Consider the following 24,854-nt stretch of genomic DNA (forward strand, 5'->3'; position numbering starts at 1 on the left):
AAAGGGAGAGCAAGATGGCAACCGGAGCAATTACAGAATATATAGATGTTGCGCAATTGGTTCTATACGCATTTTGGGTATTTTTTGCAGGTCTCGTGTATTACCTGACTATTGAAAGCAAGCGCGAAGGTTTTCCGCTCGAGTATGACGTTCGCGGCGAGACGCGACGAGCGGATGGAATCGCTGGCATGCCGGCGCCAAAGACTTTTCATACGGAGTATTTTGGTGATGTGACCGTGCCAAAGAATGAGCCTCTCGAAAAAGTGGCCGCACGACCTTCAAGTTACTTAAACGGCGCACCTTTAGTGCCAACCGGCAATCCTATGTTGGACGGGGTCGGGCCTGGTGCATTTACGATGCGTGCAGATATTCCTGATATGACATCAGAAGGTCAAAAACGCATTCTGCCAGGGCGTTTACTCGGTCAATTTAGTGTTGCCAAGCAAGATCGAGATCCGATTGGCATGGAAGTCATGGGTGATGATGGTGTGATCGCCGGTACCGTGAAAGAGCTCTGGATTGATCAGGCTGAAGTGGTCATTCGCTATTTCGAAATTGAAACCTTGCCTGAGTTTGGCGGTAGAAGAGTCTTGCTACCAATGAACTTTTCTCGAGTCCGTCGCGATTACATTAAGGTCGAATCGATTCTAGGTAATCAATTTGCCTTGGTACCAGGCTTAAAGAGTCAGGATCAAATCACCTTGTTAGAAGAAGAGAAGATCATGGCTTACTTTGGCGGTGGCACTCTGTATGCAACCCCTGAGCGTCAAGAACCTCTTATTTAAATTGTTTTAATGTGAAAGTATTTTGTGGATCAAAAACCTTATCAATCAGCAGAATATGAGTTCGAGGCAGCCTTAGGGTTGCCCGAACCATTACCTCCTGGCGAAACGATTCTTTGGCAAGGTGCTCCTGATTGGACTGCTATGGCTAAGCATGTATTTCGCCTGCAATGGCTCACACTCTATTTTGCAGTGATTGTAGTTATGCAAGTGTTTTCAGTAGCAGGAAGCGAAGGTGGATTAGCAGAGGGTTGGAGTAGCATTGCTCTCGCCTTCTTCTTAGCCGCTATGGGTCTGCTGCTGGTAGGTCTTTTAGCCTACTGGTCAGCAACTACCACCATGTACACCTTGACTAACCGTCGAATTGTGATGAGGGTGGGTATTGTTCTGACGGTTACCTTCAATCTTCCATATAAATCACTCAAAAGTGCAGATCTGAAGTTGTATAAAGATGGCACTGGTGATATTCCGATGCAAATTGCTACTGAAGATAAGATTGCCTACTTTCATTTATGGCCTCATGCACGTCCATGGCGTATGGCAAAACCAGAGCCGATGATGCGCTGCGTTCCAGAAGCGGAGCAAGTAGCCAAATTGCTCACAGAAGCCTGGCTGGCTTCAACTAATCGAGGCAGGATGGAAACTCAAGAGATTCAAGTTGAGCAAGCGGGAGTACAAACGGCATGAGCATTCCACAAAGCAAGGATTTTCTGTCGCCTGTGGCCAAGATACTGGCGGCCACCGGCATTGTCATTGTGGTGCTATTGGTATTTATTAATAGTCGTGACTTGACTCAAGTAAGAGAGCCAGATGCAGCCCCTACTAAAGTATTGCAATTGCGCTTTGAGGATCGCCCTGACGGTTCGATTGCGGTAATTGATTACAAAACTGGACGAGAAATTGATGCTATTCAGGGTGAGGCAGGATTTGTGAGGGGGACCTTACGGGGTCTTGCGCAAGAGAGAAAGCGCAGGGGATTAGATAGCGGGCCACCATTTGAATTAATTTACCGAGCAGATGGCCGATTGACTCTGGCGGATACCGCTACTGGCCGTATGGTGGATTTAGAGTCTTTTGGTCCTACCAATGCATCAACCTTTTTTAAGTTATTTAATGCGTCACAAGTAGTAGCAACAAGTAAATCATAAATATTTTTTTGGAGTAGGAAATGAATTTAGATAGCGCAGAAAGCATGTTGCAAAGTCAGATCCCTGCAAAGGGATCAATTAATGAATCCACCAAGATGGCCTTAGAAGATGCGGTATTGAGCCCGCGCTTTTATACGACTAACTTCAAAGAAATGGATCGCATCAGTATTGATGCCTTGCGTCCTGAGTGGGATGCATTGATGGCCGAGTATGAAGGCGACAATAATGCGGATCACTTCCAACGTCCTGCCGATATGGATAAGGATTACTCCAATCTTCATCCCGCTTTGTATGATGAGTTTGTTGATTTTTTAATCAGCTCTATCACCTCTGAGTTCTCTGGGTGCATTTTGTATGCAGAGATTAAGCGTAAAGTGAGCAACCCAGATATGCGCCAGTTGTTTGGTTACATGGCAAGAGATGAAAGCCGACATGCTGGCTTTATTAACCAGTGGCTTAAGGACTTTAATATTGGTATTGATTTAGGTTTTTTAGCAAAAGCCAAGAAATACACTTACTTCAAGCCGAAGTTTATTTTTTACGCTACCTATCTCTCAGAGAAGATTGGTTATGCCCGTTACATCACTATTTTCCGGGAACTGGAGAATCGCCCTGAAACACGCTTTCATCCGATCTTCTTATGGTTTGAGCGCTGGTGCAATGACGAGTTTCGCCATGGTGAATCCTTCGCACTCATCATGCGCGCTAATCCAAAGTTACTCCAAGGGGCGAATAAGTTGTGGATTCGCTTCTTTATTCTTGCGGTATATGCCACGATGTATGTTCGTGACCACACCCGTATTGAGCTCTATAAAGCGATGAAGATCTCTCCTACAGATTACGACAAGAAGGTGTTGTTTATCACGAACGAAATTATTAAGCAGGTATTCCCAATCTCAGTGAATTTAGATGACCCCCGTTTCTATCAGTATCTTGAAGAAATGAGAGCGTTGTTTGAAACGATGGATGCGTATAAAAAAGAGGGCGGCCTGATTAATAAAGTGAAGACTGCTGTTTTAGGCGCTCGTGCTGGCATTGTCTTTTTGAAGTTGTATTTCATGCCAGTTCAAGACAATGCCTTGCCGGCCGATGTTCGTATGGTTCCTTCTTGGTAATTCGATGAGTATTGTTTGGCCTATCCTCTATTCCATATTTATATGGTGGTTTAGCACGGGAATTATTCTCTTGCTAAACCAGCGGGATCCTTCGACCTATAAAAATACCTTCTTTGTCAGTGGGATGGTTTTGGCTTTGGCTTTAGTCGGACTAAAAACCAGCGCCAACGTCAGTACAGTAGCGGGTGCGTATTGTGGATTCACCTGTGCCATTTTGGTTTGGGGTTGGCAAGAAATTGGTTTCTTATTTGGTTATGTCACCGGCCCTCGTCGAGAGCCCTGTCCAGAAGGCTGTCGGGGTTGGCAAAAGATGTACTTTGCATTTAAGACGATCCAGCATCATGAGATCGCTTTAGTTATCTTGGCGCTGGCTGTGACTGCGATGACCTGGGGAGGTTCAAACCAGACCGGTTTTTGGACCTTCATGATTCTCTGGCTCATGAGACAGAGCGCCAAGTTAAATATCTTCTTTGGTGTTTTAAATCTCAATGAGCGTTTCCTACCAAATCATCTGAAATATATCTTTACTTATTTCACCTGCAAACCGATGAATCCACTCCTGCCACTATCGGTGATCGGCGGTGTGCTCTGCGCCATACCGTTATGGCAAGCGGCATTTCATCCAAGTAGCAGTGATTTCATGGTTGCCTCTATGTCATTGACTGGCGCTATTTTGTCCTTAGCGGTCTTAGAACATATTTTGATGGTGGTTCCTTTTTCTAGCGAAGGCTTGTGGAAATGGGGGATGCGATCATAAACACGCTCACCATGCGCCGCCTTCCTGCGCCATCCGCCATTTTGGAATTGCTAAAACCCATTACTTGGTTTCCGCCAATGTGGGCTTTTGCCTGTGGCGTCATTGCAACCGGAGTTTCCTTTGAGGGGCGCTGGCACTTATTAGTTGCTGGGGTGATTCTGGCTGGCCCAATGGTGTGCGCTGCTAGTCAGGCCGTGAATGATTGGTTTGACCGCGAGGTAGATGCCATTAATGAACCACAGCGTCCCATTCCTTCTGGTCGGATGCCGGGAGCTTGGGGTTTATACGTTGCCTTTATTTGGACCGGCCTCTCACTTCTATTAGGTTGGTTCATTAGTCCTTGGGCATTTGCCGCAACACTGCTTGGACTTTTGCTAGCCTGGTTCTACAGCATGCCGCCATTACGATTTAAGCAAAATGGTTGGTTGGGTAATGCGGCTTGCGGAATCTCTTATGAGGGATTGGCTTGGTTTACTGGCTCAGCGGTAATGATGGGAGACGTATTTCCTTCTACCCCATCTATTCTGCTCGCGATTTTGTATAGCATTGGTGCACACGGCATCATGACTTTGAATGATTTCAAGGCGATCGAAGGCGATCGTCAAATGGGTGTCCTCTCTTTACCAGTCCAGCTCGGCATTGCAGGTGCCGCTGAGAATGCTTGCTTAATGATGTTGGCTCCCCAGTTTGGAGTTTTTGGCCTCTTGTTGATCTGGGGTGCTTATTGGCAGGCTGGTGTGATTCTGTTGCTGATCGCAGGACAAATCATCATGATGCGTAATTTCCTGTTAGATCCTGTCAAACGTGCATTATTTCTGAGTGGGTTTGGGGTGCCATTATTTGTTGCTGGAATGATGGTGAGTGCATTTGCAGTGGCGGGACGTTTCTCGGTTAATTAATTCATTTCACTATGAGCACTTCTCAATCCACTTATCTCACTTGGCCCCAAATCGCTCGACTGGGTTTGGTCCAAGCGTCATTGGGATCGATTGTGGTGTTAACTACCTCGCTATTAAATCGCGTGATGGTGGTGGAGTTGGCTCTGCCAGCGATTCTGCCTGGTGCGCTAGTGGCGATACATTATTTTATTCAGTTAATACGCCCACGGATGGGTTTTGGTTCCGATCAAACTCGTAGAGCTAGCCCTTGGATTCGTGGCGGTATCTTGGTATTAGCTAGTGGTGGCATATTGGCTGCCGCCTCAACGATTCTCTTAAGTAGCTCACTTGTTTTAGGTATTGCGCTGGCGACAGTTGCCTTTTTAATGATTGGTATTGGCGTGAGTTCTAGTGGCACTGCACTGTTAGTGTTGCTGGCAAAACGTGTGGAGCCTAAAAAGAAGGCGGCAGCAGCTACCTGCGTTTGGCTCATGATGATCTTTGGTTTTGCTTTTACTGCCAGCGTCAGCGGAAAGTTTCTGACACCATTTTCATTTGAACGACTTTTAATGATTTCATCTACTGTCTCGGTGATTGCGGTGATCGTAACCTTCCTAGCAATTTGGGGGATGGAGTCTCCTATTTCAAATACTCAGCAGTCCCTGTCTAATGCAGATCAGGCAGAGCCAGAAGCGAGTCCGGTAAAAACAAGCTTTCGGGAAGCCTTTGCTGAGGTCTGGCAAGAGAGTAGAGTGCGTTCGTTTACGTGGTTTGTCTTTGTGTCCATGTTGGCTTATAGCTCGCAAGATTTGATCTTAGAGCCTTTTGCAGCGGTGGCTTTTCGGTTCTCACCCGCAGAAACAACTTCCTTATCAGGCTTGCAAAATGGTGGCGTACTCGTTGGCATGCTTGCCTTAGCCTTTATTACGACTAAGGCTAAATCACAGACCTTAACGACCTTAAGTACTTGGACTATTGGCGGATGTCTTGCTTCAGCCTTAGCCATGATGGGGCTGGTTTTATCCGGCCCTATTGATAACGTGCTTTTCTTTCAGGTAAGTGTTTTCTTATTAGGTATCTTTAATGGTGCATTTTCTATCGCTGCCATTGGATCGATGATGCAATTTGCCAGTATGGGTAGTGCGCGGCGTGAGGGTGTGCGCATGGGTATTTGGGGCGCATCGCAAGCGATGGCTTTTGGTTTAGGTGGAATTATTGGAACTGGCTTGAGCGATATTGCAAGGATTGTTTTAGGTGATCCTGCTTCTGCGTACGCTTTTGTCTTTTTCTTAGAAGGTGTTTTATTTGTTGTGGCTGCCTACTTGTCTTATCAGACACGGACGCAAAAACAAACAAACAATATGTCGAATCATTTAGTGGGTGTGTAGCAAATCAATCAATTAACTGAATCAATTAACTGAGTATGATGGAGATGAAAATGAGTGCCCTAGAAACTTTTGATGTCGTTGTTGTTGGCGGTGGCCCTACTGGAGCTACAGCTGCAAGTGACCTTGCCAAAAAAGGTCGTAAAGTGCTCTTATTGGATCGCATGGGCCGTATCAAGCCTTGCGGTGGCGCAATCCCTCCCCGTTTAATTAAAGATTTTGAAATCCCGGATGAGCTTTTAGTAGCCAAGGCCAATTGCGCCAGAATGATTGCGCCGTCAGATAAGGCGGTAGATATGCATATTGAGGGTGGCTTTGTAGGGATGGTTGATCGCGATAAGTTTGATGAATTTTTACGTGTCCGTGCTGCCAATGATGGCGCTGAAAGAAGAACCGGCGTCTTTGAAAAACTGAGCAGAGATGAGGATGGCGTCTCAGTAGTGCAATATGTCGTTCGCGGTGGCAAGCAAAGTGTGCCTGACGTAACCGTATCGGTCCGTGCTAAGGCAGTAATTGGTGCGGATGGTGCCAAATCCGGCGTGGGTCGTCAGGCTATTCCAGGAGCCAAGGATGTGGAATATGTCTTTGCCTATCACGAGATCGTGAAAGTCCCTGAAAATCCTCCCGCAGACTTTGACGGTAGTCGTTGCGATGTGTTTTATCAAGGTGCTTTATCCCCAGATTTTTATGGCTGGATATTCCCGCACGGCACAACCATGAGTATTGGCACAGGTACAGCTGACAAAGGCTTTTCCTTGCGCGGTGCAGTTACTGCCCTTAAAAAACAGACCGGTCTTGAGAATGCTGAAATGCTGAGACATGAAGGCGCACCCCTGCCTATGAAGCCCTTAAAGAAATGGGATAACGGTAGAGATGTGGTGTTGGCTGGAGATGCTGCTGGCGTAGTAGCCCCGGCTTCCGGTGAAGGAATTTACTACGGTATGTATGGCGGTCGTGTAGCTGCAGAAGCGGTAGAAGAGCTGCTCGTGACTGGTAATGGCAAAGTTTTAGCAAAAGCCCGTAAAAAATTCATGAAAGAACACGGCACTGTATTTTTGGTGCTCGGCATCATGCAGCGTTTTTGGTACAACAACGATAAACGTCGCGAACGTTTCGTCAAAATGTGTGAAGATAAAGATGTCCAGCGTTTAACATTTGAATCGTATATGAATAAAAAGCTCGTTCGCCGTGACCCTATGGCACACGTGAAAATTTTCTTAAAAGATACTGCCCATTTATTGGGTTTTGCAAAAGTTTAAGCAGTAGTCACTCGGCAGCAGAGTTTAATTAGTCCTAAAACTGAAGGGAAGTGGAATTATGAAAGATAACAGCGCAACCACCTTAAGAAATAAAACCGGAAAAATCTATGTGATTGGCATCATCGCATTTTCAGGTTTGATTATCGGAATTACCTTTATGAAATTCTTGTTTTCTTATTAATTTTGTGGTGTCAGGCTCAGCTGTTCGAGGCTGAAGCCATTGTTGTTCACTAGGCGATTGAGTAGGGCCTGATATTTTGCGGGCTCTACCGTCTTAGTGCGGGAGAGTATCCAGAGGTATTGTCTTCTGGGGTCGCTGACGGCGGCCAATTGATATTCGGGATCGATATCGATTACCCAATAGTCTCCCCAGACCATGGGCAGGAAGCCCAGCCAGGCTGGGGCAAAGCGGACTTCTAAGGTTGGGGAAGTGGAGTCACCAATCTGTCTTGCAGTACCCAATGCCTCGCCTTTTTCTCCATTCTCAAAGGTGCATCGATTAGTGACGCTCACATTGCCATCTTCTTTGATCTTATAAGTGGCATTCGTATCGGCGATACATTTTCTCTGAAACCAATTTGGAAATTTTGCAATCTCGTACCAAGTGCCTTGGTAGCGCGGCACATCGAGCGATGCAATCGTTTTGATGGGTGCAACTGGCTTTTGCTCGCCTTGCGCAATTGCCGCATTGTGAATCAGGCTAAATGCGAGCAGGCCGATGATGGAGTAAATTGTTTTCATGGTATTTCCCGGGAAAAGAAGAGTGAAGTTTACGAAGATTTTAGTTCTGTTAAGCACGGCTCGATCTGTTCTTGCGCTTCGCGTAATTGAATCAACACTGTACCCGCTTTATTGATCTTGAGTTGCCCAATTTTTGGATCAAAGCGCATGATGATTTGATAAAAATCTTTCACTTCTAGTAAATTAACCTTGATCTCTTTACCTTCGTAGAGCATAAGCGCATCGAGGGAGCTCTTGGTAATCGCCACCTTAATGGGGCTACCGTTGAGAGAGCATGTCAGCGTCTTGGTCTGACTATCAATAGCATCTATTTTTGGAGTTTGTGAGTCACATCCCCACAAAACCAAGGCCAACATGAGGCTAAGGAATGCACCTCTAGCGTTCATGTAAGTTGACTTGTGAATAGCACTCAAGATAGTTGGGCTAGAGGAGAAACTCCAATGAGATATTGGTGTAATCCGAATATGAAAACCACCCACAGAATTACGCCAGAAGCGACAGCAATCACCGTCGCTTTGGTGCTGATTTGAGCCTGCTCAGGCATATGAACAGGGCGTTTTCTGGCTGAACGAAAATCTAAGACAGCCCAGATCAAGAAGGCGCCAAACAGAATGAGATTAACTAAGGTGCCATTGGAAATCAAATGCGCTAAGGCCCATACTTTAACGCCCAAAATCATTGGATGCTTCAGCTTGAGGCGAATCGCATTATTAGAAGGCGAGCTACCTGCCAGGAAAATAAAGGCGACTAGGTTTAGTGCTAGGGCGATATAAATTAGGGCTACATTAGGCTCCCATAAAACCACCGTGTCTTGTCTTGCCTGACCATAGCCAATCACCATGATGATGAATCCTACTAAGGAAACGATGGTGTATAAACCTTTCCATTTCACTTCGCCGATTCGATCAATCATATGATTACGCCATGACTCAGCAAAGATGCGACAAGAGTGGCTAGCGAGAAAAATAATGAGACCAACTAGGAATAAAGCCATTGAATGCTCCAAGGGAAAAATAAGTTTTTAAGGTTTATGCGTTTCAGATTCAGTCGGTTTGATGCCGTAAGGCTCTACTAAAGGCCAGATGTGGTTCGGAATCATCGAAGCCATTTTTGCTGGCTGCTCTCTTCTGAGATGAAGCACAGTTTCAATCGCTTTCATTTCCACTCGTGTTCGAGCAAACTCCAAACCACGGGGACCCACTCTGGGCATCAACCAGCCGACAATCGGTCTTAACCAATTCGGCATTTTTCTCAAGGGCAGACCGCCTGCAGCACGTTCCACGTTCTTCATAAAGCCAACAACGGCAGAGTGACGTTTACCTGCGGTACCTGGAGCAGAGGTTGTTACTTCATCCCCCAGTAAATTGAGTAATTCTTCACCGCGCTCATTACGCACGATGAGCCATTGCTCTCCTTGTCCACCCATATAGCCAACAGTGATATCAGACAATACATTGGTGTAATCAACACAGGTGCGGCAGGTTAAGGGGAAGAAGTCATTTGGCAGAGTAGAGAGTGGCAATTGCAGAAACGGAATCTCTTTCTTTTTGCCATTCTTAAAACGGACTTCAACATGGTAGTCTGCTCTAAATTCAAGGTAGTTAATCTCTTCTGGTTCAGAGCTAATCAGTGATAGAAAATGATGAAAGTTCTCGGTAGTGGTGTTGTCTGAGCAGGGCGTGCCAATGACGTAGAGTTTTTCCAGTCCCAGTTCTTTTTCAAGCGCTCTTAAGGCATAGACCTGACAAGGGATTCCGATGACAGCCATCCTCTTATAGCCCTTGGCAATGGCGGGCTCCAAAAGCGAGAGTAGCGGCGCATAGCCCATTCTCATGCCGCGACATTTAGCCATGTCAGCAGCTTTATCAATAATGATGGGTAGTGGCTTCCAGCGATCGTTAGGATCTTCTGTCATCGTCAGAATGGCATCAACCGCGCCGGTTTCCAATAAACGCTCACCAATGCGGGTGGTAATACCAGTCCACTGTGCACCGGTGCTAGGATTTTTTAGTCCTGCGCGAAGCATCTTTGTGAATGGACCAAAATGGAGTTCGTCCGGCCGATTCAAATCTCGTGATCTGCCATGAACCTGAGTTTCGAGTTCGGGATATTTTGGCTTGATGAACTGGCAGGCATCACCACAGCGTTTTGGATTACTGGTGCGAGAGATGCCGCAGTCAGTACACAAACTCCGATAGGGTGCTGTATCTGTTGTCACGCAAGCCTTTCATGATGTTGATGTGAGTGGGGCAAAGCTATATCAGCTAAAGCCTAATAACCCATTTATTATGAATCGAGTATAGAATATTTTCAGAGCACTTTAATCATCTTGGAGAATCAAATATGTTGCCAAATATCCCTTTAAAAAGACTCAACGGAGACCAAGAAAATCTGCAGGATTATTCGGGGAAGGTGCTGCTTATCGTCAATGTGGCTAGTCGCTGCGGGTTTACACCGCAATACCGCGATTTACAAAATCTATACGAAGAAAATAAGGCCCATGGCCTGGAAATTTTGGGATTCCCTTGTAATCAATTTGGGGCTCAAGAGCCTGGCTCAGCTGATGAGATTCAAAACTTTTGCAGCACCAGCTATGGCGTGACATTTCCGATGTTTGAGAAGATCGATGTCAATGGCGCCGGTGAACATCCTTTATATGCATTCCTGAAGGAGAAGGCTCCTGGCATTCTGGGAACAACTGGGATTAAGTGGAATTTCACTAAATTTCTAGTGAGCAAAGATGGTCAATCTGTGGAGCGTCTGGCATCTGCCGATGGCGCAAGCAAGATGGCAGAGGCGATTAAAAAAGCACTGTAAATTGAATGCTGCCTGATGAGTGCTAATACAGGTGAGCAGCACTCACTTCTTTTTCTTTTTATCCTGGTCCAGCCATTCATTGACGTCAGGGAAGGCTTCACTGGCTTGGCCCATAAACTCACGAACCATGAGATAGAGCCCAGCTACCAATAGGCAAAAAATGAAAACGGCGAAAATCAGGAGGGTGGTATCACTCATTTTCTGCGATTCAAGTTCAAGAGTGCAGATAGTTTGAAATAAATTCCAAAACAGAATATCGACGGAATCCAAATTGCGGTAAAGATCGACTGCTCACGATCTTGCACCACAAACCATAAATAAGCAGAGGTGAAGAAAGACAACACGACTGCTAATAAGATGAAGTAATCTGATCTTTTAAACATGTTCACTCCTTTGATTCATTATTAAAGTAGTCCCCAATGCCGTAACCGATGGCACTCAACAAACATCCAATGATAGCGCCACTGACTAAGACTCGAATTCCGGAGGATAAGCCATAGGCAAACTGATCCAGTGAAATCCAGCTCCATAAACCGAGGATGATCAATATCAAGCTAATGCAACTGATAAAGAAACCAAGGGTAATTAAAGTCTTTTGAGTGAGTCGAGATAACGGGGTCATTGGATTGATAGCGGTTTGGCTTGTCAGCCCAGTGGATACATCAATTAAGCAACTGATTCTACAGGCTTTGCTGGCCAAATAAAGTTGGCCATGGCTGTGATGGTAATCACTAGCAGGATGATTTCAATGAGATAGACGCCGCAGTAACCCGTTGCAGGGTTGTTGAGATCTGCGCCAAAATAATTTCTGGAGGCCATCCCCGCCAAAATATCCCGAAATATCCCGCCAACACCCACTGCAATACCAGCAGCAGTGGCCTGAACAGCACCCCAGGCGCCCAATGCCAAACCACTTTGATTTTCTGGGGCATATCTCATGGTGGCGGTTAAGGTACCGTGACTAAATAGCCCGTTCCCAAACCCAATCATCACCACGCCGACAATAAAAATGAAATTGCTCTCTAGGGGCGCCGCCAAGATCACCAGTATGAATGCGGGAATACCAATTTTGGCGCCATTGCTCGCCATCTTAAAAGGGTCGTAACCCGCGCTTAAGACTTTGGATGCAATGCTAAAACCAAATAAGCAACCTACGGCTAAGGTGGCTGTTAATACTGTAGTGGCACTCACGCTCATATTGAGTAATTCACCACCGTAGGGCTCAAGCAAAACATCGTTCATGCTAAATGCCATCGTGCCGAATCCCACAGCAATTAAACGGCGAACCGCTTGACCACCTTCTTTAAAAGTAGCCCAAGATTCTCTAAAGTTTTGCTCTCTGGCAACCATTGCGCGAGCACGCGCTTCTTCGCGACTCTCCTGTTTCCACAATGCAATCGCATTCAAAACAATCGTAGCTACCGCACTTCCTTGAATGACTTGAATCAATCTTCCTGGGCTGTACTCTTCTAATAGCTGACCAAAAATGATGGCACTGCCAATCATTCCAACTAACAGCATCACAAACATCAGGCCCACAATATTCGGTTGTGCTTTAGGTGGTGCAAGATCACAAGCCAATGCAAGGCCAACAGTTTGAGTAGTGTGAATGCCAGCGCCCACAAATAAAAATGCCAGTGCAGCTGCTGCTAATCCAACCCATGCCGGTGCTTCACTGGCATTACCGGCACCCGCCAAGACCAGTAAGGCAAATGGCATGATGGCTAAGCCACCAAACTGCACCATCGTTCCCATCCAGATATAGGGAACACGACGCCAGCCTAAAGCAGATTTATGGGTATCCGAGCGAAACCCAATTAAAGCTCTAATGGGCGCAAAAATAATGGGCAGGGCAACCATGATGGATACCAGTGATGCTGGTACCTGTAACTCGACAATCATCACTCGATTGAGAGTGCCCACCAATAACACGAGGGCCATACCAACCGATACTTGAAAGAGCGAGAGTCTGAGTAATCTGCCGAGTGGTAATTCAGCAGTAGCAGCGTCTGCAAAAGGCAAAAAACGAGGGCCTAAATTTGCCCAAGTGCTGATTAATTTTTGACTAAAACGATTCATGTAAAACTTATTTTAACGAATGGATACGCAATACAAAAAAATAAGACCCAGATCGAATGATCTAGGTCTTATGAGACAAGTTAAAAAACTTATTTTTGTGCTGCTGGTGCCATCGGTGCAGCCGCTGCCGCGCCAGTAGCTTTAGTAGATTTACCGCCTTCTAAAAAAGCCTTCACCCAAGTTGTGTTATTAAGTAATGCTAAATGTACTGAAAAAGAACCGACTGCAACTGCACCCAAAAACAATGGGATGCCAACAGTTGGTTTAACGACAGTCCACATTTTTCCGTAGATCATATTAAGCTCCTTAAATTACTTCAACCAAGGTGAATATATATAAGCAAGTAAATGGGCGAGTGCTGCAATCATCCCAAAAAATTGCGTACCTTGAATCAGGTTGCGGTGTAGCTCTTCCGCTTCCTCCACACTCAAACCTGTAAGAGTGTTATTTGTCATAGCTTTTTTCCTCTCAGATCCAACTTCATCGTGCTAACCCACACGAGGGTGCTAAATAAAACTTTTGTCACAATGAGAATTTAATCCGAATGTGTAAAAAAATCTATACAGTTTTCTCGGTAATTTCCCTTATAAGTCAATGTGTTGCAGTGCAAGGTAACTTGTATTTGATATTATTTTTTGAGGGCACAAAGCCTTATGGGATATAGAATGTACCCGTCCAATGTTCATTCTGGAGTGTCAATTGAGTCAATCTGGTGAGCTTTTAAAAACTATAAAAATAGTATTTGAAATCGTTTGTGCTGCCGTGGGGTTCGCAATGTCCCTACTTTTTGCTAAGCAGCTGGACTTGGGTAATGTCCCTGGGGTGTTTATGGGGCTGATGGGAGCCATTTTCGCCTTCATCCTGGCCCAGGGCCTCACTAGCTTCATTTTTCGTATACTGAGGCGAGATTAATCTGGGGCTCAGCCTCTTTAGTAATAAGGATAGGTAATGAATAAGCAATCTGAAACGAATCCAATTGATGCCAAATTTAAAAGAACCCTCATTTGGCTCAAATTCGCCATGGTGGTGTTCCCAATCGCCTTCATTGGCCAGGTATGGATCTTGTATCAGGAGTACTCACTCACTAATTTGTTTTTTGTAGTGATCACTGCCTTTGCTTTGTATTCCACTTTTAATTCGTACAAGAAATTTAAGGCCTACGAGGCTGCTGCTAAAAGCCAGCAATAATCGTGGTATTTGGGGTTTTCCCCTAGGTTGGGAAGAAAAATAGGTGTCAATCTTGATTGACAGATTCTCAATCTAGAGGAAGAATCAATTCCATGATTTTTCTAGACACAATTCGAGCTATTTTTAAATAGCCTCTCGCATGCAAATACTCAATCTTGGTGTGAACCATCACACGGCTCCAATCGATATTCGCGAGAGTGTTGCTATTTCTCCAGAGGATTTGCAGGACTCCTTAGTAGATCTTCGCAATTATTTAAAGGGTGGCCATTCCGAATTAATACCTGAGGTAGCGATCTTATCGACCTGCAATCGCATGGAGATTTATTGCGCTGCTAATGACGCTGCATATCCTGGACACCATTTAGAAGAGCGTGCTTTTGATTGGCTCACTTCTCAAAAGCGTTTGCAGGGCGATGCATTAAAACCGTATATTTATTCCGCCAAAGAAACGGATGCCGTAAAGCATGTATTTAGAGTCAGTTGCGGCATGGACTCCATGGTGTTGGGAGAGACTCAAATACTGGGTCAAATGAAAAAGGCTGTCGAATTAGCTGACCAGGCAGGCACCCTCGGTTCCTACCTAAAGCCTTTATTCCATAAGACGTTTTCAGTTGCTAAAGCCGTTCGATCCAACACTGATATTGGCACCCATTCCGTATCTATGGCTGGTGCATCGGTACGATTGGCAGAAAGAATTTTTGGTGATTTAAAGAACTCCAAAATTTTATTTATTGGTGCTGGCGAGATGATTCAACTCTGCGCTTCTCACTTTGCGGGTAAAAGACCAAAAGAGATTGCCATCAGTAATCGTACAGTCGATCGTGGTGATGAGATGGCTAAGGTGTTTGCTGCAAAAGGTTTGCAAACCGATTCCTTCCCTTTGCAATCTTTGCCAACCCGCTTGCATGATTTTGATGTGATTGTTTCCTGCACTGCGAGTGCATTACCTATCATTGGTATGGGAATGATTAAAACTGCCTTGAAGGCCAGAAACAGTCGTCCGATTGTGTTGATCGATTTAGCTGTGCCGCGTGATATTGAGCCAGAGATTCGCTCCCTGAAAGATGCCTATTTGTATTCAGTCGATGACTTGGGTGGTGTAGTTAATGAAGGTCGCAATATTCGTGAGTTATCGATGGTCGACGCCGAGGCGATTATTGATCAAGGCGTGAGCGATTTTTTCCAGATACTCCAAAAAAGAACCCTAGTTCCGATTATTCAATCCTTACAGACAACTGCTGGGCGTCTCAAAGAAATTGAATTAGAAAGAGCAGTACGTCGTATCAAGCGGGGCGAAGATCCAGTGGCTGTTTTATCCATCATGGCAGAGGCTCTGGCGAATAAATTTATGCATGCGCCGATTACTGCATTACAAAATTCTCCCAATAATGAAATCGAAGATTTCAAGCGAATTCTCTCAAGCATCTACACTCCAAAATAATTACGGCGTTAAATATGTTACAGGCTACTAAAGTGCTTCATACGATTAATTCTTCGCAAGAATTAAAGGAGCTTGAGCAGCCTCAATTGCACCAATTAGCAGATGAATTACGTGAATTCATTCTGCAGTCGGTTGCTAGTACTGGCGGGCACTTATCCTCTAATCTCGGAACAGTCGAGTTATCCATTGCTTTGCATTATGTGTTTAATACTCCAGATGATCGAATCGTTTGGGATGTTGGACATCAAAGTTATGCCCACAAAATTTTGACTGGTCGTAGAGAAATGATGCCGAGTTTGCGTCAGTTCGGCGGCTTGTCTGGTTTTCCGAAGCGCTCAGAAAGTCCCTATGATTCGTTTGGCACTGCGCACTCTTCTACCAGTATTTCAGCGGCCCTGGGGATGGCAGTTGCCAGTAAAGTCAAAGGTGAAAAGCGGAATGTAGTTGCTGTCATTGGCGATGGCTCAATGAGTGCGGGTATGGCCTATGAAGGCTTAAATAATGCTGGAGTAGATAAAACCATCCCCTTGATTGTGATTTTGAACGATAACGAAATGTCGATTTCACCGGCTGTTGGAGCCCTGAATCGCTATTTAGCCAAACTGATTAGCGGCTCTATTTATGGGGCCACTAAAAAAGGCTTGGATAAGGTACTGTCCTTCACTCCGCCTTTGCGAGAGTTTGCTAAAAGACTCGAAGGGCATGCAAAAGGCATGATTGGCCCAGCAACGATTTTCGAAGAATTTGGTTTTGATTACTACGGCCCCATCGATGGCCATAATTTAGATGACCTGATTATTACTCTTGAGAATCTGAAGAAAATTGCCCAAACAGACGGTCCGCAATTTCTGCACATTGTCACCAAAAAAGGTAAAGGCTACGAGAGGGCGGAGCAAAACCCGATTGCCTATCACGGGCCTAGCAAATTTAATCCCAGCGAAGGTCTTAAACCCTCTGCGCCTGGTAAGAAAACCTATACCGAAGTCTTTGGTGAATGGCTATGCGACATGGCCAAGGAAGATGAGCGTCTCATTGGAATTACACCAGCGATGCGAGAAGGTTCTGGCCTAGTCCGGTTTGAGCAGCAGTATCCCAAGCGTTACTTTGATGTAGGTATTGCAGAACAACATGCTGTGACTTTTGCGGCAGGTATTGCATGTGAAGGCCTCAAGCCAGTTGTAGCTATTTACTCGACCTTTTTACAAAGGGGCTACGATCAACTCATTCATGATGTGACCTTGCAGAATTTACCGATTGTTTTTGCTATCGATCGCGCTGGAATGGTGGGTGCAGATGGACCAACCCATGCTGGTGTATTCGATGTGGCATTTCTGCGGTGTTTGCCGAATGTAGTCTTAATGACGCCATCGAATCAAGCAGACTGTCGGGATATGCTGACCACGGCATTTGGTGTGAACGGACCTTCAGTAGTCCGTTATCCACGCGGTGCTGGTATGGGTCCAGAAGCCTCCCAGAAACTCGAGACTATTGCGATTGGTAAGGGTTTGATTGTGCGCAAAATCAACGGTCCAGCAGCTAGAAAAAAGATTGCTTTTGTTTGTTTCGGTCCGTTACTCTACAACGCACTCAAAGTGGCAGAGGAGTTAGATGCAACGGTTGCCGATATGCGTTTTGTCAAACCCTTGGATGAAGCATTGCTATTAGACTTGGCCAAAGATCACGATGCCTTGGTATTTATTGAGGACAGCGCAATCCAAGGTGGAGCAGGTAGTGCGTGTTTAGAAGCCCTATCAGCTCATCATGTGCAGATACCCACGCTACAAATTGGTATACCTGATGAATATGTTGAGCACGGGGATATCAATGCGCTCATCGATCTATACGGGCTCACTCCGGAAAAGATCCTGATCAAAGTGCGTGACCATTTTCAGATATAAGAATGGCGTTGATGTTTAAGAAGGAAACCAAAACTCCCGAACTATTGTCCAAAGAAGATAAGTGGAAATACATTGGTAAACCCGTTTTCATCATCTTTGGCACTCTGAATCTTTTTATTCTGGTATTTTTCTTAATCTACTATTTCTTTTAAATAGTGAGCCGAAATCACATCCAATCAATATTGGCATGTAGAAACAATCAATTTTTATAAAGAATAGAATAAGATACTAGTTATTAGTATTGAATCTGCTTGTTAACCCACTTCTTGCAAGATAAAGGCTGAATCTATGTGGAATAAGAAAATAGTCATGCCATTGGTCTGGGGTTTAACAGTGGCGATTCTGGGTGGCTTATCAACGGATTTAGGGCCTTGGTACCAGGCTTTAAAAGAGCCCTTTTGGAAACCACCTGACTTTGCTTTTGGCCCAATCTGGTCCACTATCTTTATTTTGTCTGGAGTGGCATGGGTGGGTGCAAAACACCTCACCACAGATGCAGTGATTCTGAACCGTTTGACTATTTTATTTTGGTTAAATGGGTTCCTCAATATTTTCTGGAGTATTTTGTATTTTCGTTTTCAAAGACTAGATTGGTCTTTATACGAATCCGTCTTTTTATTGCTTTCAGTACTGGCTATATTTCTAATCATACGAAAAGTCTCTACTAAATATAGTCTGTACATGTTGCCGTACTTAATTTGGGTGAGTATTGCGATAGCGTTAAATTACGACACTTTGCGACTGAATGGAGCCTCTGGCTAGCAAGCAGTCCTTAAATTGAATCTGATGCTTGGATGATTTGGCTAAGTGCACTGACAAAAGCTTCGGGGGGTTGAGCGCCCTGCAAAAGGTATTGATCATTCAGAATAATTGAGGGAACGGAGCTGATGCCTTTATTGGTATACACAGCCTCTTCTTCCCGAACTTCTTTAGCAAACTCATCGCTACTTAAAATGGCCTGCGCTCTGTGAAGGTCTAAGCCAGCACGAGTCACTGCATTTAGTAAATTTTGCTGATCATCCAAACTGACGGCTAAACAAAAATAGGTATTGAGTAATTCTGTTTTCAGGGCTGCTTGCTTTGATAAGTCATATTCTTGCGCTGCCCAATGGATGAGGCGGTGGGCATCAAAGGTGTTATAGACCCTTTTGCGGCCCTCTGAATGAAATGCAAAACCAGCATCTAATGCCTTAGCCCGAATATTGGCTTGATTGGCCTGGACTTGCTCTACTGTTAAGCCATACTTTTCTGTGAGATGTTCAATCGCATCTTGACCGCCTTGAGGCATATGGGGGTTGAGTTCAAACGGACGAAAATAGACTTCAAAATTTGCCTGATCCTTAAGCTCATCCATTGCCTGATTGAGATTGCCAAGGCCCACTGCACACCAGGGGCAGGCAATATCAGATACAAAATCGATTTTGATGGTTGGTTTCATAATCTTTATTCTACTGGCGGGTAATTGGAAAGAGCCTACACAGGTTTCCCTGAGGTTTTTAACTTCTTATTTTGCGAAGGCCGATTCAATAATATTGAGGGCCTGAGTGAGCCTAGATTCTTGCGTTCCAAAGTTGAGTCGGACAAACTGATCCCTACCAAATTGGCTGCCTGGAGAGGTGGCTAGGCCAGCATCTAATAGAAGTTGATAGGGGTTTGGATGATTGAGCTGGGTGCAATCAATCCACGCCAAATAGCTCCCCTCCATCTTATCAATACTTAATCCTGCAATGTTGCTGATCCTGGATTGAATCAAGTCCCGATTTTTTCTCAGGTACTGAATTAACCCTTGCCTCCAAGGCTCCCCTTCTTGAATGGCTGCCATGGTTGCGGTGTAAGCAAATAAAGAGGGTGGGGCAATGGTTTGATGAAGGCCCACTTGCATTGCCTTACGTAAGCTTGGGTTTTCTGCAACGGCCCACGCCAGACCCACTCCTGGGAAGTTAAAGGTTTTATTCAAAGACATTAAGGTGATAGTCTTCTCAGAAATGGCTTTGCTAATGCTGGCGAGCGGGATATGTTGTTTATCTTCGGTTAATACAAGACCTGCATGAATTTCATCTGAGCAAATCCACAGATTATTTTGAACACAAAAATCACCAAACTCTTTGAGTTCTTCTCTGGTAAAGACCGTAGAGCCAGGGTTTTGGGGATTACAAAATAAGGCTAATGTTGTCTTGCTGCTAATTAAGCTCTGTAATTGCTGGATTGGCAAAACCCAGCGCCCATCCTTTAACTCGAGTGGCATTTCTTGAAAGGATCGATTTGCAGTTGAGCAAGCCAGTTTGAAGTGATGGTAAACCGGGTTCGGAATCAGAACGCAGTCATCTTGTTTTGTGAGCTGCTGGACGGTGGTATAGAGGCCAGAGACCACGCTAGGCAGAATCACAATCCAATCGGGATCTACCGTCCATTGATATTGCGCTTGCAGGTAAGCGGCAATCATTGCGTTTAGTTGATGAGGGCTATGGGTGTAGCCATAAATACCCTGGTGGACTCGGTTATTCAGTGCTTCAATCACGCAAGGGGGCGATTGAAAGTCCATATCCGCCACCCATAAAGGTAGGACTTCCTTGAGATCGGCACCATCCCAGCGAATCGAATCTGTTCCTAATCGATTGGTCGGAGAGTCAAAATTAAACGCCATCTTTAGCCAGCCTCAAGCCCGTCATTTGCCAACGTGCATTGGTGGGGAAAAAATTACGATAGGTCAATCTTGAATGTCCTACAGGTGTGTATGCAGAGCTTCCTCTGAGAACCATCTGGTTCACCATAAACTTACCGTTGTACTCACCTGCAATGCCATCCCACGGCTGATAGCCCGGGTAGGGGTTGTAGTTACTGCTAGTCCATTGCCAGACTTTTCCAAATAGATCATGACTGGATTCGGGGTGCGCTTGAGCAAAAGCCTCCCATTCAAACTCAGTAGGAAGGCGGGAGCCAGCGTATCCAGCAAGGTTTTGGCTAGCCCAACGCGCAAAGGCATCCGCTTCGAAATAGCTGATGTTAGATACTGGTGCGGACAGATCTAGCGGCGCATTTCCATTTAAGGAAAAGCGGCAAAGTTGACCTTGATTTTCTGTATTCCAATAGAGCGGTGCAACAATCTTTTCTGTCTGAAGCCACGCCCAACCGGCATCAAGCCACCATTGAAAGTTTTGGTAAGCGCCATCTTCAATGAATTGCAGCCACTCTGCATTACTAACGAGTCGATTACCTAGCGAGTGAGTCTGATTCAGGGCAGAATGTTGAGGCCCTTCATTATCAAAGTGAAAGCCATCACCTGCATGACCCGTTTGAACCAAGCCACTAATACCTTCTAGCCATTGAAATGACTGCTTAACTGGGGGAGTATCTTGACCATGAGCAGCATAGATTGGGAAAAGGCCGTTGTTAGAAAACAGATGATGAATGTCAGTCAGAAGCAACTCTTGGTGCTGTTGCTCATGATTTATACCAAGCTGTATTAGCCATCGTAATTCTGGGGCGCATGCTTCTTGTAAGAGGGCGGTAACTCGACCCTCAATATTGCTCCGCCACTCTAGTACTTCCGCTAGGGAGGGACGAGTTAATAGACCCCGCTTACTCCGCGGATGCTTATCCCCAACGCCGTTGTAGTAGCTATTAAATAAAACAGCGTAGGCAGGATTCCAAAAGTGAAAGTCTTTTTCAAAAGGCTTGAGTACCATCACCTCATAAAACCAAGTGACATGGGCCAAATGCCATTTAGCAGGGCTGGCATCTTCCATCGACTGTGCTTGACAGTCTTCTGTACTCAGATTGAGGATAAGGTCTGTCGAGTACTTTCTTGAGCGATGAAACTGTTCTAGCAATACCTCTGCTGAAGGTGCTGGAGAAGGAGTGTTATTGAGCATAGATCACTGCGAAATAATCTTTTGGATCCGTCCAAATCTGAGTTGTTGTAAAGCCCGCATTTTTCAGCAATTGCTGAATCGAATGGATAGTGTACTTGTGGGAATGCTCCGTGTGAATCAATTCCCCCCTTTTGAATATTCTGGATTTTCCTGGCCATGAAACAGTCAAGTCCTCTAGCGCCTCTAGATAAAGTTCAACTCGATTTTCTACGTGATTGACTTGAACCTGGTGGCGGAATTGCTCCACCCTAAAATTAGAGCCGAGATGCGCGTTAATAGATCTCAAAATATTGAGATTAAAAGCCGCCGTCACTTTGAGGGGATCGTCGTAGGCCGCCATGAGCACGGAGTCGTCTTTCATTAAGTCAACGCCAATGAGTAATCCACCATCTTGAGTCTGACTCTTCATTTGACTAAGAAGCTCAAGTGCTTCAGCACTTGAGAAATTACCAATACTTGAGCCAGGATAAAAGAAAGTTCTTTGCTTCTTTGCAATGGTGTCAGGAATGATGAGCCGTTTAGAAAAATCCATACCAATGCATTGCATCAAAATATGCGGATATTTTCCCGCTAGTTTTTCTAAGGCATCTTGAAGATACTCGACTGAAAAATCGATCGCAAGATAGTTTGAGGGTTTCAGGGAGCTGAAAAAAGATTCTGCTTTTTCACAATTGCCCGCCCCTAAATCAATTAATGTGCCGCCGATGCCAACAGCATGAGCGATTTGATCTTGATATTGGATAAAAATATTTTTTTCAGTATTGGTTGGATAGTATTCAGGCAGTAAGGTAATGGCCGTAAAGAGATGAGAGCCCAAAGGATCATATAAAAACTTCGGAGAAATCGACGCAGATTGAGCCAGTAAGCCTATTTCAATCTCAGGTACAAAGTTAGGAGAGGCTGTGGGATGCGCTTCTGAACTGACGGGTATTTGCATGAATGGTTTATGGCTGCATTAGCTTGAAAGTGATTAGTCTTTATACAACATAAACATGAGATTTGCTTTATGCTAATTGCTTATAAGGAGATGTTATGAAAGCAATTTGGAATGGTGAAGTTTTGGCGAATTCTAGTGACACGGTTGTTGTGGAAGGAAATCATTACTTTCCTGCGGCAAGCTTGAACATGCAGTTTTTTAAGAAGTCAGAAAAAAACACGGTTTGTTCCTGGAAAGGAACTGCGAGTTACTATGATGTAGAGGTCAATGGCCAGTCCAACAAAGATGCCGCTTGGTATTATGCTGAGCCTAAATCCGCTGCAAATAATATTGCTGGATATATTGCTTTTTGGAAGGGTGTACAGGTTACTGATTGATTTCCTGTCGAATTTAAAAAGGAAGTTCATGGAGCCGTTAGCAAAGCTAAAAGTCATTGAAATGGGGCAATTAATTGCTGGACCCTTTGCTGCTAAGACGCTTGCTGATTTTGGTGCCGATGTGATCAAGATTGAGCCTCCAAAGGTGGGGGATGCCTTGCGTAAGTGGCGTTTACTAAAAGAGGGTACTTCGGTTTGGTGGCAAGTACAGTCCCGTAATAAGCGTTCTCTATCCCTAGACTTACGACAAGTAGAAGCCCAAGAGATTGTAAGAACGCTGGTGAAAGAAGCGGATGTCTTGATTGAGAATTTTCGCCCCGGCACATTAGAGGGGTGGGGACTAGATCCTGAGCAGTTGCTTGAACTCAATCCCAAACTCATTGTTTTAAGAATAAGCGGCTACGGACAGACTGGCCCTTACCGAGATAAGCCAGGATTTGGTGTTGTGGCTGAAGCGATGGGGGGCTTACGCCATTTAACGGCTGAGCCCGGAAGAGTACCCGTTCGCGTAGGTGTCAGTATTGGTGATACCTTGGCTTCTTTACATGGCGTCATCGGCATTTTGCTAGCACTGCAAGAGCGCCACGAGAGTGGCAAAGGTCAGGTGATTGATATTGCGCTGTATGAGGCAGTATTTAATTGCATGGAAAGTTTGCTTCCGGAGTACAGTGCTTTCGGAGAAGTCAGGCAGGCGGGCGGGAGTGCCTTGCCAGGAATTGCACCTAGCAATGCTTACCTGTGTGCTGATGGTGGTTATGTGTTGGTTGCCGGTAATGGCGATAGCATCTTCAAGCGACTCATGGGCATGATTGGGCGAAATGATTTGGCACAAGATCCAGCGCTGGAGAATAATGATGGAAGAGTGGCGCGTGTTGCTGAGTTAGACCAGGCGATTGGTGAGTGGGCTCAAACGATGACCACAGACCAAGCTTTACAGCTCCTCGATACGGTAGCAGTGCCTGCTGGAAAAATTTATACCGTTGCCGATATTGCGAATGATCCCCACTACAAAGCCCGCGGTAATATTGAAACTATTCAGATGAATGACGGTACCAGCTTAGATGTTCCAGGAGTCATTCCAAAACTCTCGCGAACGCCTGGATCTATTAAGACTTTAGCTCCCGATATTGGTGAGAATACCGATGCTATTCTGCGTGACATCGGATTATCAAATGATCAGATCGAGTCCTTAAAGGCGCGCGGTATTGCTTTTACCAAATAATATATTTCATTAATGAACCGACTAAATTAGATGACTAGAATCTATTTCAATGATGTGGTGGCGAGAGATGGCTTTCAGATTGAGTCAAACTTTATTCCAACAGATGACAAAGTCAAACTCGTGGACGCGTTAAGCCAATGTGGCTTTGCCAAAATTGAAGTTACTTCTTTTACATCGCCTAAAGCCATTCCGATGTTGCGAGATGCCGAAGAGGTTATGGGCAGAATTCAGCGGGTTTCTGGTGTCGAATACACCGTCTTGGTACCAAACTTACGAGGTGCAGAGCGCGCCTTCGAATCCCGCGCAGATGAATTTAATCTGGTGATGTCAACCTCAGAGACCCATAATCTCGCCAACCTGCGGATGGGTCGCGAGAAAAGTTTCACTGGACTAGCTGAAGTCATTCGTTATGTTGATGGCAGAACACCAATTAACGTCTCTTTATCAACCGCTTTTGGTTGTCCCATGGAAGGTGATGTACCCCAGGCGGTGGTAGTAGGATTTGTAAAGCGCTTTGCGGATTTAGGTGTGCGTGGCGTCAGTATTTGCGATACCACTGGCATGGCGCACCCTGGACAGGTTGCTCGCATGGCAAATGATTTGCAACAGCAGTTTTCAGAACTGCAACTGACATTCCATTTTCATAATACGCGGGGAATGGGGTTGGCAAATGTGCTTGCTGCAGTTCAATCCGGCATCATTCGTTTTGATGGCTCACTTGGTGGATTGGGTGGTTGTCCGTATGCCCCAGGAGCCAGCGGCAATATCTCGAGTGAGGATGCCGTTCATATGCTCGATGCGATGGGCTATGACACTGGAATGAATATTCCTATGCTAATTCACTTGGCTCGTGAACTGCCATTGATTGTGGGGCATCCTGTGCCGGGACAGGTTGCTCAAGCTGGCAGTACATGCAATCTGCATCCAGCCCCAGCCTACATAGCTGAATTACGTTAGT

General features: G+C 45.3%; 31 protein-coding genes. 17 read left to right on the forward strand and 14 right to left on the reverse strand.

Annotated features, from left to right (window positions below):
* Window positions 1-14: 14 nt before the first annotated feature.
* Genes puhA through ICN15_RS10890 form a run of 9 tightly spaced genes read left to right on the forward strand, consistent with a single transcriptional unit; the run spans window position 15 to window position 7,505 of the window.
* The gene (gene puhA, locus ICN15_RS02220; protein WP_216200961.1) at window positions 15-785 is read left to right on the forward strand and encodes a photosynthetic reaction center subunit H; all 771 of its coding nucleotides are present in this window, start codon (window positions 15-17) and stop codon (window positions 783-785) included.
* Between the two features lie 24 nt (window positions 786-809).
* Window positions 810-1,469, forward strand: a complete 660-nt coding sequence (gene puhB / locus ICN15_RS02225) for a photosynthetic complex putative assembly protein PuhB (RefSeq protein ID WP_216200962.1) — start codon at window positions 810-812, stop codon at window positions 1,467-1,469.
* On the forward strand, window positions 1,466-1,930 hold the full coding sequence (gene puhC, locus ICN15_RS02230; RefSeq protein WP_216200964.1) for a photosynthetic complex assembly protein PuhC: 465 nt from the start codon (window positions 1,466-1,468) through the stop codon (window positions 1,928-1,930). Before puhB ends, puhC begins: the two co-directional genes overlap by 4 nt.
* Before the next feature lie 20 nt (window positions 1,931-1,950).
* Complete coding sequence (gene acsF, locus ICN15_RS02235) at window positions 1,951-3,045, forward strand: magnesium-protoporphyrin IX monomethyl ester (oxidative) cyclase (RefSeq protein ID WP_255532836.1); 1,095 nt, start codon at window positions 1,951-1,953, stop codon at window positions 3,043-3,045.
* Between the two features lie 4 nt (window positions 3,046-3,049).
* Complete coding sequence (gene puhE / locus ICN15_RS02240) at window positions 3,050-3,802, forward strand: putative photosynthetic complex assembly protein PuhE (RefSeq protein WP_216200965.1); 753 nt, start codon at window positions 3,050-3,052, stop codon at window positions 3,800-3,802.
* Window positions 3,803-3,813: 11 nt separating this feature from the next.
* Window positions 3,814-4,701, forward strand: coding sequence for a chlorophyll synthase ChlG (chlG, locus tag ICN15_RS02245; protein ID WP_216200967.1), 888 nt, complete (start codon window positions 3,814-3,816; stop codon window positions 4,699-4,701).
* A gap of 11 nt (window positions 4,702-4,712) precedes the next feature.
* Window positions 4,713-6,068 carry a BCD family MFS transporter gene (locus tag ICN15_RS02250; protein WP_216200969.1) on the forward strand — a complete coding sequence of 452 codons (1,356 nt, stop codon included), beginning with the start codon at window positions 4,713-4,715 and terminating at the stop codon, window positions 6,066-6,068.
* Between the two features lie 50 nt (window positions 6,069-6,118).
* A complete protein-coding gene (locus ICN15_RS02255; protein WP_216200970.1) occupies window positions 6,119-7,324 on the forward strand; it encodes a geranylgeranyl diphosphate reductase in 1,206 nt (401 codons plus the stop codon).
* 58 nt (window positions 7,325-7,382) lie between these two features.
* On the forward strand, window positions 7,383-7,505 hold the full coding sequence (locus ICN15_RS10890; RefSeq protein ID WP_255532837.1) for a hypothetical protein: 123 nt from the start codon (window positions 7,383-7,385) through the stop codon (window positions 7,503-7,505).
* Here the strand turns inward: ICN15_RS10890 and ICN15_RS02260 are convergent.
* From ICN15_RS02260 to ICN15_RS02275, 4 genes are read right to left on the reverse strand one after another with little or no spacing between them, the layout of a single operon-like run.
* A complete protein-coding gene (locus tag ICN15_RS02260) occupies window positions 7,502-8,065 on the reverse strand; it encodes a lipocalin family protein (protein WP_216200971.1) in 564 nt (187 codons plus the stop codon). The two genes, ICN15_RS10890 and ICN15_RS02260, sit on opposite strands and share 4 nt — an antisense overlap.
* Window positions 8,066-8,094: 29 nt before the next feature.
* A complete protein-coding gene (locus ICN15_RS02265) occupies window positions 8,095-8,478 on the reverse strand; it encodes a hypothetical protein (protein WP_216200974.1) in 384 nt (127 codons plus the stop codon).
* A complete protein-coding gene (locus ICN15_RS02270) occupies window positions 8,475-9,059 on the reverse strand; it encodes an NnrU family protein (protein ID WP_216200976.1) in 585 nt (194 codons plus the stop codon). Before ICN15_RS02270 ends, ICN15_RS02265 begins: the two co-directional genes overlap by 4 nt.
* A 27-nt stretch (window positions 9,060-9,086) precedes the next feature.
* Window positions 9,087-10,283 (reverse strand): Coenzyme F420 hydrogenase/dehydrogenase, beta subunit C-terminal domain, encoded by a 1,197-nt coding sequence (locus ICN15_RS02275; protein WP_216200978.1) that lies wholly within the window; start codon window positions 10,281-10,283, stop codon window positions 9,087-9,089.
* Window positions 10,284-10,408: 125 nt separating this feature from the next.
* On the opposite strand from ICN15_RS02275, the gene ICN15_RS02280 reads away from it, so the two are divergent.
* Entirely contained in the window at window positions 10,409-10,882 is a 474-nt protein-coding gene (locus ICN15_RS02280; RefSeq protein ID WP_216200980.1) for a glutathione peroxidase, read from the forward strand.
* Between the two features lie 42 nt (window positions 10,883-10,924).
* On the opposite strand, the gene ICN15_RS02285 is transcribed toward ICN15_RS02280, so the two are convergent.
* The 6 genes from ICN15_RS02285 to pufB all read right to left on the reverse strand — a co-directional run bounded on the left by ICN15_RS02285 (window position 10,925) and on the right by pufB (window position 13,416).
* The gene (locus ICN15_RS02285; RefSeq protein WP_216200982.1) at window positions 10,925-11,080 is read right to left on the reverse strand and encodes a hypothetical protein; all 156 of its coding nucleotides are present in this window, start codon (window positions 11,078-11,080) and stop codon (window positions 10,925-10,927) included.
* Window positions 11,077-11,265, reverse strand: coding sequence for a hypothetical protein (locus ICN15_RS02290; protein ID WP_216200983.1), 189 nt, complete (start codon window positions 11,263-11,265; stop codon window positions 11,077-11,079). The genes ICN15_RS02285 and ICN15_RS02290 overlap by 4 nt, the downstream gene beginning before the upstream one ends.
* A 2-nt stretch (window positions 11,266-11,267) precedes the next feature.
* Window positions 11,268-11,504, reverse strand: coding sequence for a hypothetical protein (locus ICN15_RS02295; protein ID WP_216200985.1), 237 nt, complete (start codon window positions 11,502-11,504; stop codon window positions 11,268-11,270).
* A 44-nt stretch (window positions 11,505-11,548) separates the two neighbouring features.
* Window positions 11,549-12,961: a PucC family protein gene (locus ICN15_RS02300; RefSeq protein ID WP_216200987.1), complete on the reverse strand. Its 1,413-nt coding sequence runs from the start codon at window positions 12,959-12,961 to the stop codon at window positions 11,549-11,551.
* Window positions 12,962-13,050: 89 nt separating this feature from the next.
* The gene (locus ICN15_RS02305; RefSeq protein WP_216200989.1) at window positions 13,051-13,257 is read right to left on the reverse strand and encodes a light-harvesting protein; all 207 of its coding nucleotides are present in this window, start codon (window positions 13,255-13,257) and stop codon (window positions 13,051-13,053) included.
* Window positions 13,258-13,272: 15 nt separating this feature from the next.
* Complete coding sequence (pufB, locus tag ICN15_RS02310; protein ID WP_112294365.1) at window positions 13,273-13,416, reverse strand: light-harvesting antenna LH1, beta subunit; 144 nt, start codon at window positions 13,414-13,416, stop codon at window positions 13,273-13,275.
* Window positions 13,417-13,909: 493 nt separating this feature from the next.
* On the opposite strand from pufB, the gene ICN15_RS02315 reads away from it, so the two are divergent.
* From ICN15_RS02315 to ICN15_RS02330, 4 genes are all read left to right on the forward strand, one after another.
* Entirely contained in the window at window positions 13,910-14,149 is a 240-nt protein-coding gene (locus ICN15_RS02315; RefSeq protein WP_216200991.1) for a hypothetical protein, read from the forward strand.
* A gap of 139 nt (window positions 14,150-14,288) precedes the next feature.
* A complete protein-coding gene (gene hemA / locus ICN15_RS02320) occupies window positions 14,289-15,590 on the forward strand; it encodes a glutamyl-tRNA reductase (protein ID WP_216200993.1) in 1,302 nt (433 codons plus the stop codon).
* A gap of 14 nt (window positions 15,591-15,604) precedes the next feature.
* A complete protein-coding gene (gene dxs, locus ICN15_RS02325; protein WP_216200994.1) occupies window positions 15,605-17,488 on the forward strand; it encodes a 1-deoxy-D-xylulose-5-phosphate synthase in 1,884 nt (627 codons plus the stop codon).
* A gap of 288 nt (window positions 17,489-17,776) precedes the next feature.
* Complete coding sequence (locus tag ICN15_RS02330) at window positions 17,777-18,250, forward strand: TspO/MBR family protein (protein ID WP_216200996.1); 474 nt, start codon at window positions 17,777-17,779, stop codon at window positions 18,248-18,250.
* A gap of 10 nt (window positions 18,251-18,260) precedes the next feature.
* On the opposite strand, the gene ICN15_RS02335 is transcribed toward ICN15_RS02330, so the two are convergent.
* From ICN15_RS02335 to egtD, 4 genes are all read right to left on the reverse strand, one after another.
* A complete protein-coding gene (locus ICN15_RS02335) occupies window positions 18,261-18,926 on the reverse strand; it encodes a DsbA family oxidoreductase (protein WP_216200998.1) in 666 nt (221 codons plus the stop codon).
* Between the two features lie 66 nt (window positions 18,927-18,992).
* Window positions 18,993-20,132, reverse strand: a complete 1,140-nt coding sequence (locus ICN15_RS02340) for a MalY/PatB family protein (RefSeq protein ID WP_216201000.1) — start codon at window positions 20,130-20,132, stop codon at window positions 18,993-18,995.
* On the reverse strand, window positions 20,122-21,360 hold the full coding sequence (egtB, locus tag ICN15_RS02345) for an ergothioneine biosynthesis protein EgtB (protein ID WP_216201002.1): 1,239 nt from the start codon (window positions 21,358-21,360) through the stop codon (window positions 20,122-20,124). The genes ICN15_RS02340 and egtB overlap by 11 nt, the downstream gene beginning before the upstream one ends.
* On the reverse strand, window positions 21,350-22,297 hold the full coding sequence (gene egtD / locus ICN15_RS02350) for an L-histidine N(alpha)-methyltransferase (protein ID WP_216201005.1): 948 nt from the start codon (window positions 22,295-22,297) through the stop codon (window positions 21,350-21,352). The genes egtB and egtD overlap by 11 nt, the downstream gene beginning before the upstream one ends.
* 95 nt (window positions 22,298-22,392) lie before the next feature.
* Here egtD and ICN15_RS02355 point away from each other — a divergent pair, with 95 nt between their 5' ends.
* The 3 genes from ICN15_RS02355 to ICN15_RS02365 are packed head-to-tail and all read left to right on the forward strand — an operon-like array spanning window position 22,393 to window position 24,853.
* Window positions 22,393-22,674, forward strand: coding sequence for a DUF427 domain-containing protein (locus ICN15_RS02355; RefSeq protein WP_216201007.1), 282 nt, complete (start codon window positions 22,393-22,395; stop codon window positions 22,672-22,674).
* 28 nt (window positions 22,675-22,702) lie between these two features.
* Window positions 22,703-23,896, forward strand: coding sequence for a CaiB/BaiF CoA-transferase family protein (locus ICN15_RS02360; protein ID WP_216201009.1), 1,194 nt, complete (start codon window positions 22,703-22,705; stop codon window positions 23,894-23,896).
* A gap of 30 nt (window positions 23,897-23,926) precedes the next feature.
* A complete protein-coding gene (locus ICN15_RS02365) occupies window positions 23,927-24,853 on the forward strand; it encodes a hydroxymethylglutaryl-CoA lyase (protein WP_216201010.1) in 927 nt (308 codons plus the stop codon).
* Window position 24,854 lies beyond the last annotated feature (1 nt).

The sequence above is a fragment of the Polynucleobacter sp. CS-Odin-A6 genome, from assembly GCF_018882095.1.
In the GTDB taxonomy this organism is placed as follows: Bacteria; Pseudomonadota; Gammaproteobacteria; order Burkholderiales; family Burkholderiaceae; genus Polynucleobacter.

Excerpts from the sequence above, each read along its gene's own strand:
- puhA (WP_216200961.1), top strand. The coding sequence starts at position 15 with ATGGCAACCGGAGCAATTACAGAATATATAGATGTTGCGCAATTGGTT.
- puhC (WP_216200964.1), top strand. The coding sequence starts at position 1,466 with ATGAGCATTCCACAAAGCAAGGATTTTCTGTCGCCTGTGGCCAAGATA.
- acsF (WP_255532836.1), top strand. The coding sequence starts at position 1,951 with ATGAATTTAGATAGCGCAGAAAGCATGTTGCAAAGTCAGATCCCTGCA.
- puhE (WP_216200965.1), top strand. The coding sequence starts at position 3,050 with ATGAGTATTGTTTGGCCTATCCTCTATTCCATATTTATATGGTGGTTT.
- chlG (WP_216200967.1), top strand. The coding sequence starts at position 3,814 with ATGCGCCGCCTTCCTGCGCCATCCGCCATTTTGGAATTGCTAAAACCC.
- ICN15_RS02250 (WP_216200969.1), top strand. The coding sequence starts at position 4,713 with ATGAGCACTTCTCAATCCACTTATCTCACTTGGCCCCAAATCGCTCGA.
- ICN15_RS02255 (WP_216200970.1), top strand. The coding sequence starts at position 6,119 with ATGAGTGCCCTAGAAACTTTTGATGTCGTTGTTGTTGGCGGTGGCCCT.
- ICN15_RS10890 (WP_255532837.1), top strand. The coding sequence starts at position 7,383 with ATGAAAGATAACAGCGCAACCACCTTAAGAAATAAAACCGGAAAAATC.
- ICN15_RS02260 (WP_216200971.1), bottom strand. The coding sequence starts at position 8,065 with ATGAAAACAATTTACTCCATCATCGGCCTGCTCGCATTTAGCCTGATT.
- ICN15_RS02270 (WP_216200976.1), bottom strand. The coding sequence starts at position 9,059 with ATGGCTTTATTCCTAGTTGGTCTCATTATTTTTCTCGCTAGCCACTCT.
- ICN15_RS02280 (WP_216200980.1), top strand. The coding sequence starts at position 10,409 with ATGTTGCCAAATATCCCTTTAAAAAGACTCAACGGAGACCAAGAAAAT.
- ICN15_RS02285 (WP_216200982.1), bottom strand. The coding sequence starts at position 11,080 with ATGAGTGATACCACCCTCCTGATTTTCGCCGTTTTCATTTTTTGCCTA.
- ICN15_RS02290 (WP_216200983.1), bottom strand. The coding sequence starts at position 11,265 with ATGTTTAAAAGATCAGATTACTTCATCTTATTAGCAGTCGTGTTGTCT.
- ICN15_RS02295 (WP_216200985.1), bottom strand. The coding sequence starts at position 11,504 with ATGACCCCGTTATCTCGACTCACTCAAAAGACTTTAATTACCCTTGGT.
- ICN15_RS02300 (WP_216200987.1), bottom strand. The coding sequence starts at position 12,961 with ATGAATCGTTTTAGTCAAAAATTAATCAGCACTTGGGCAAATTTAGGC.
- ICN15_RS02305 (WP_216200989.1), bottom strand. The coding sequence starts at position 13,257 with ATGATCTACGGAAAAATGTGGACTGTCGTTAAACCAACTGTTGGCATC.
- pufB (WP_112294365.1), bottom strand. The coding sequence starts at position 13,416 with ATGACAAATAACACTCTTACAGGTTTGAGTGTGGAGGAAGCGGAAGAG.
- ICN15_RS02315 (WP_216200991.1), top strand. The coding sequence starts at position 13,910 with ATGAATAAGCAATCTGAAACGAATCCAATTGATGCCAAATTTAAAAGA.
- hemA (WP_216200993.1), top strand. The coding sequence starts at position 14,289 with ATGCAAATACTCAATCTTGGTGTGAACCATCACACGGCTCCAATCGAT.
- dxs (WP_216200994.1), top strand. The coding sequence starts at position 15,605 with ATGTTACAGGCTACTAAAGTGCTTCATACGATTAATTCTTCGCAAGAA.
- ICN15_RS02330 (WP_216200996.1), top strand. The coding sequence starts at position 17,777 with ATGTGGAATAAGAAAATAGTCATGCCATTGGTCTGGGGTTTAACAGTG.
- ICN15_RS02335 (WP_216200998.1), bottom strand. The coding sequence starts at position 18,926 with ATGAAACCAACCATCAAAATCGATTTTGTATCTGATATTGCCTGCCCC.
- ICN15_RS02340 (WP_216201000.1), bottom strand. The coding sequence starts at position 20,132 with ATGGCGTTTAATTTTGACTCTCCGACCAATCGATTAGGAACAGATTCG.
- egtB (WP_216201002.1), bottom strand. The coding sequence starts at position 21,360 with ATGCTCAATAACACTCCTTCTCCAGCACCTTCAGCAGAGGTATTGCTA.
- egtD (WP_216201005.1), bottom strand. The coding sequence starts at position 22,297 with ATGCAAATACCCGTCAGTTCAGAAGCGCATCCCACAGCCTCTCCTAAC.
- ICN15_RS02355 (WP_216201007.1), top strand. The coding sequence starts at position 22,393 with ATGAAAGCAATTTGGAATGGTGAAGTTTTGGCGAATTCTAGTGACACG.
- ICN15_RS02360 (WP_216201009.1), top strand. The coding sequence starts at position 22,703 with ATGGAGCCGTTAGCAAAGCTAAAAGTCATTGAAATGGGGCAATTAATT.
- ICN15_RS02365 (WP_216201010.1), top strand. The coding sequence starts at position 23,927 with ATGACTAGAATCTATTTCAATGATGTGGTGGCGAGAGATGGCTTTCAG.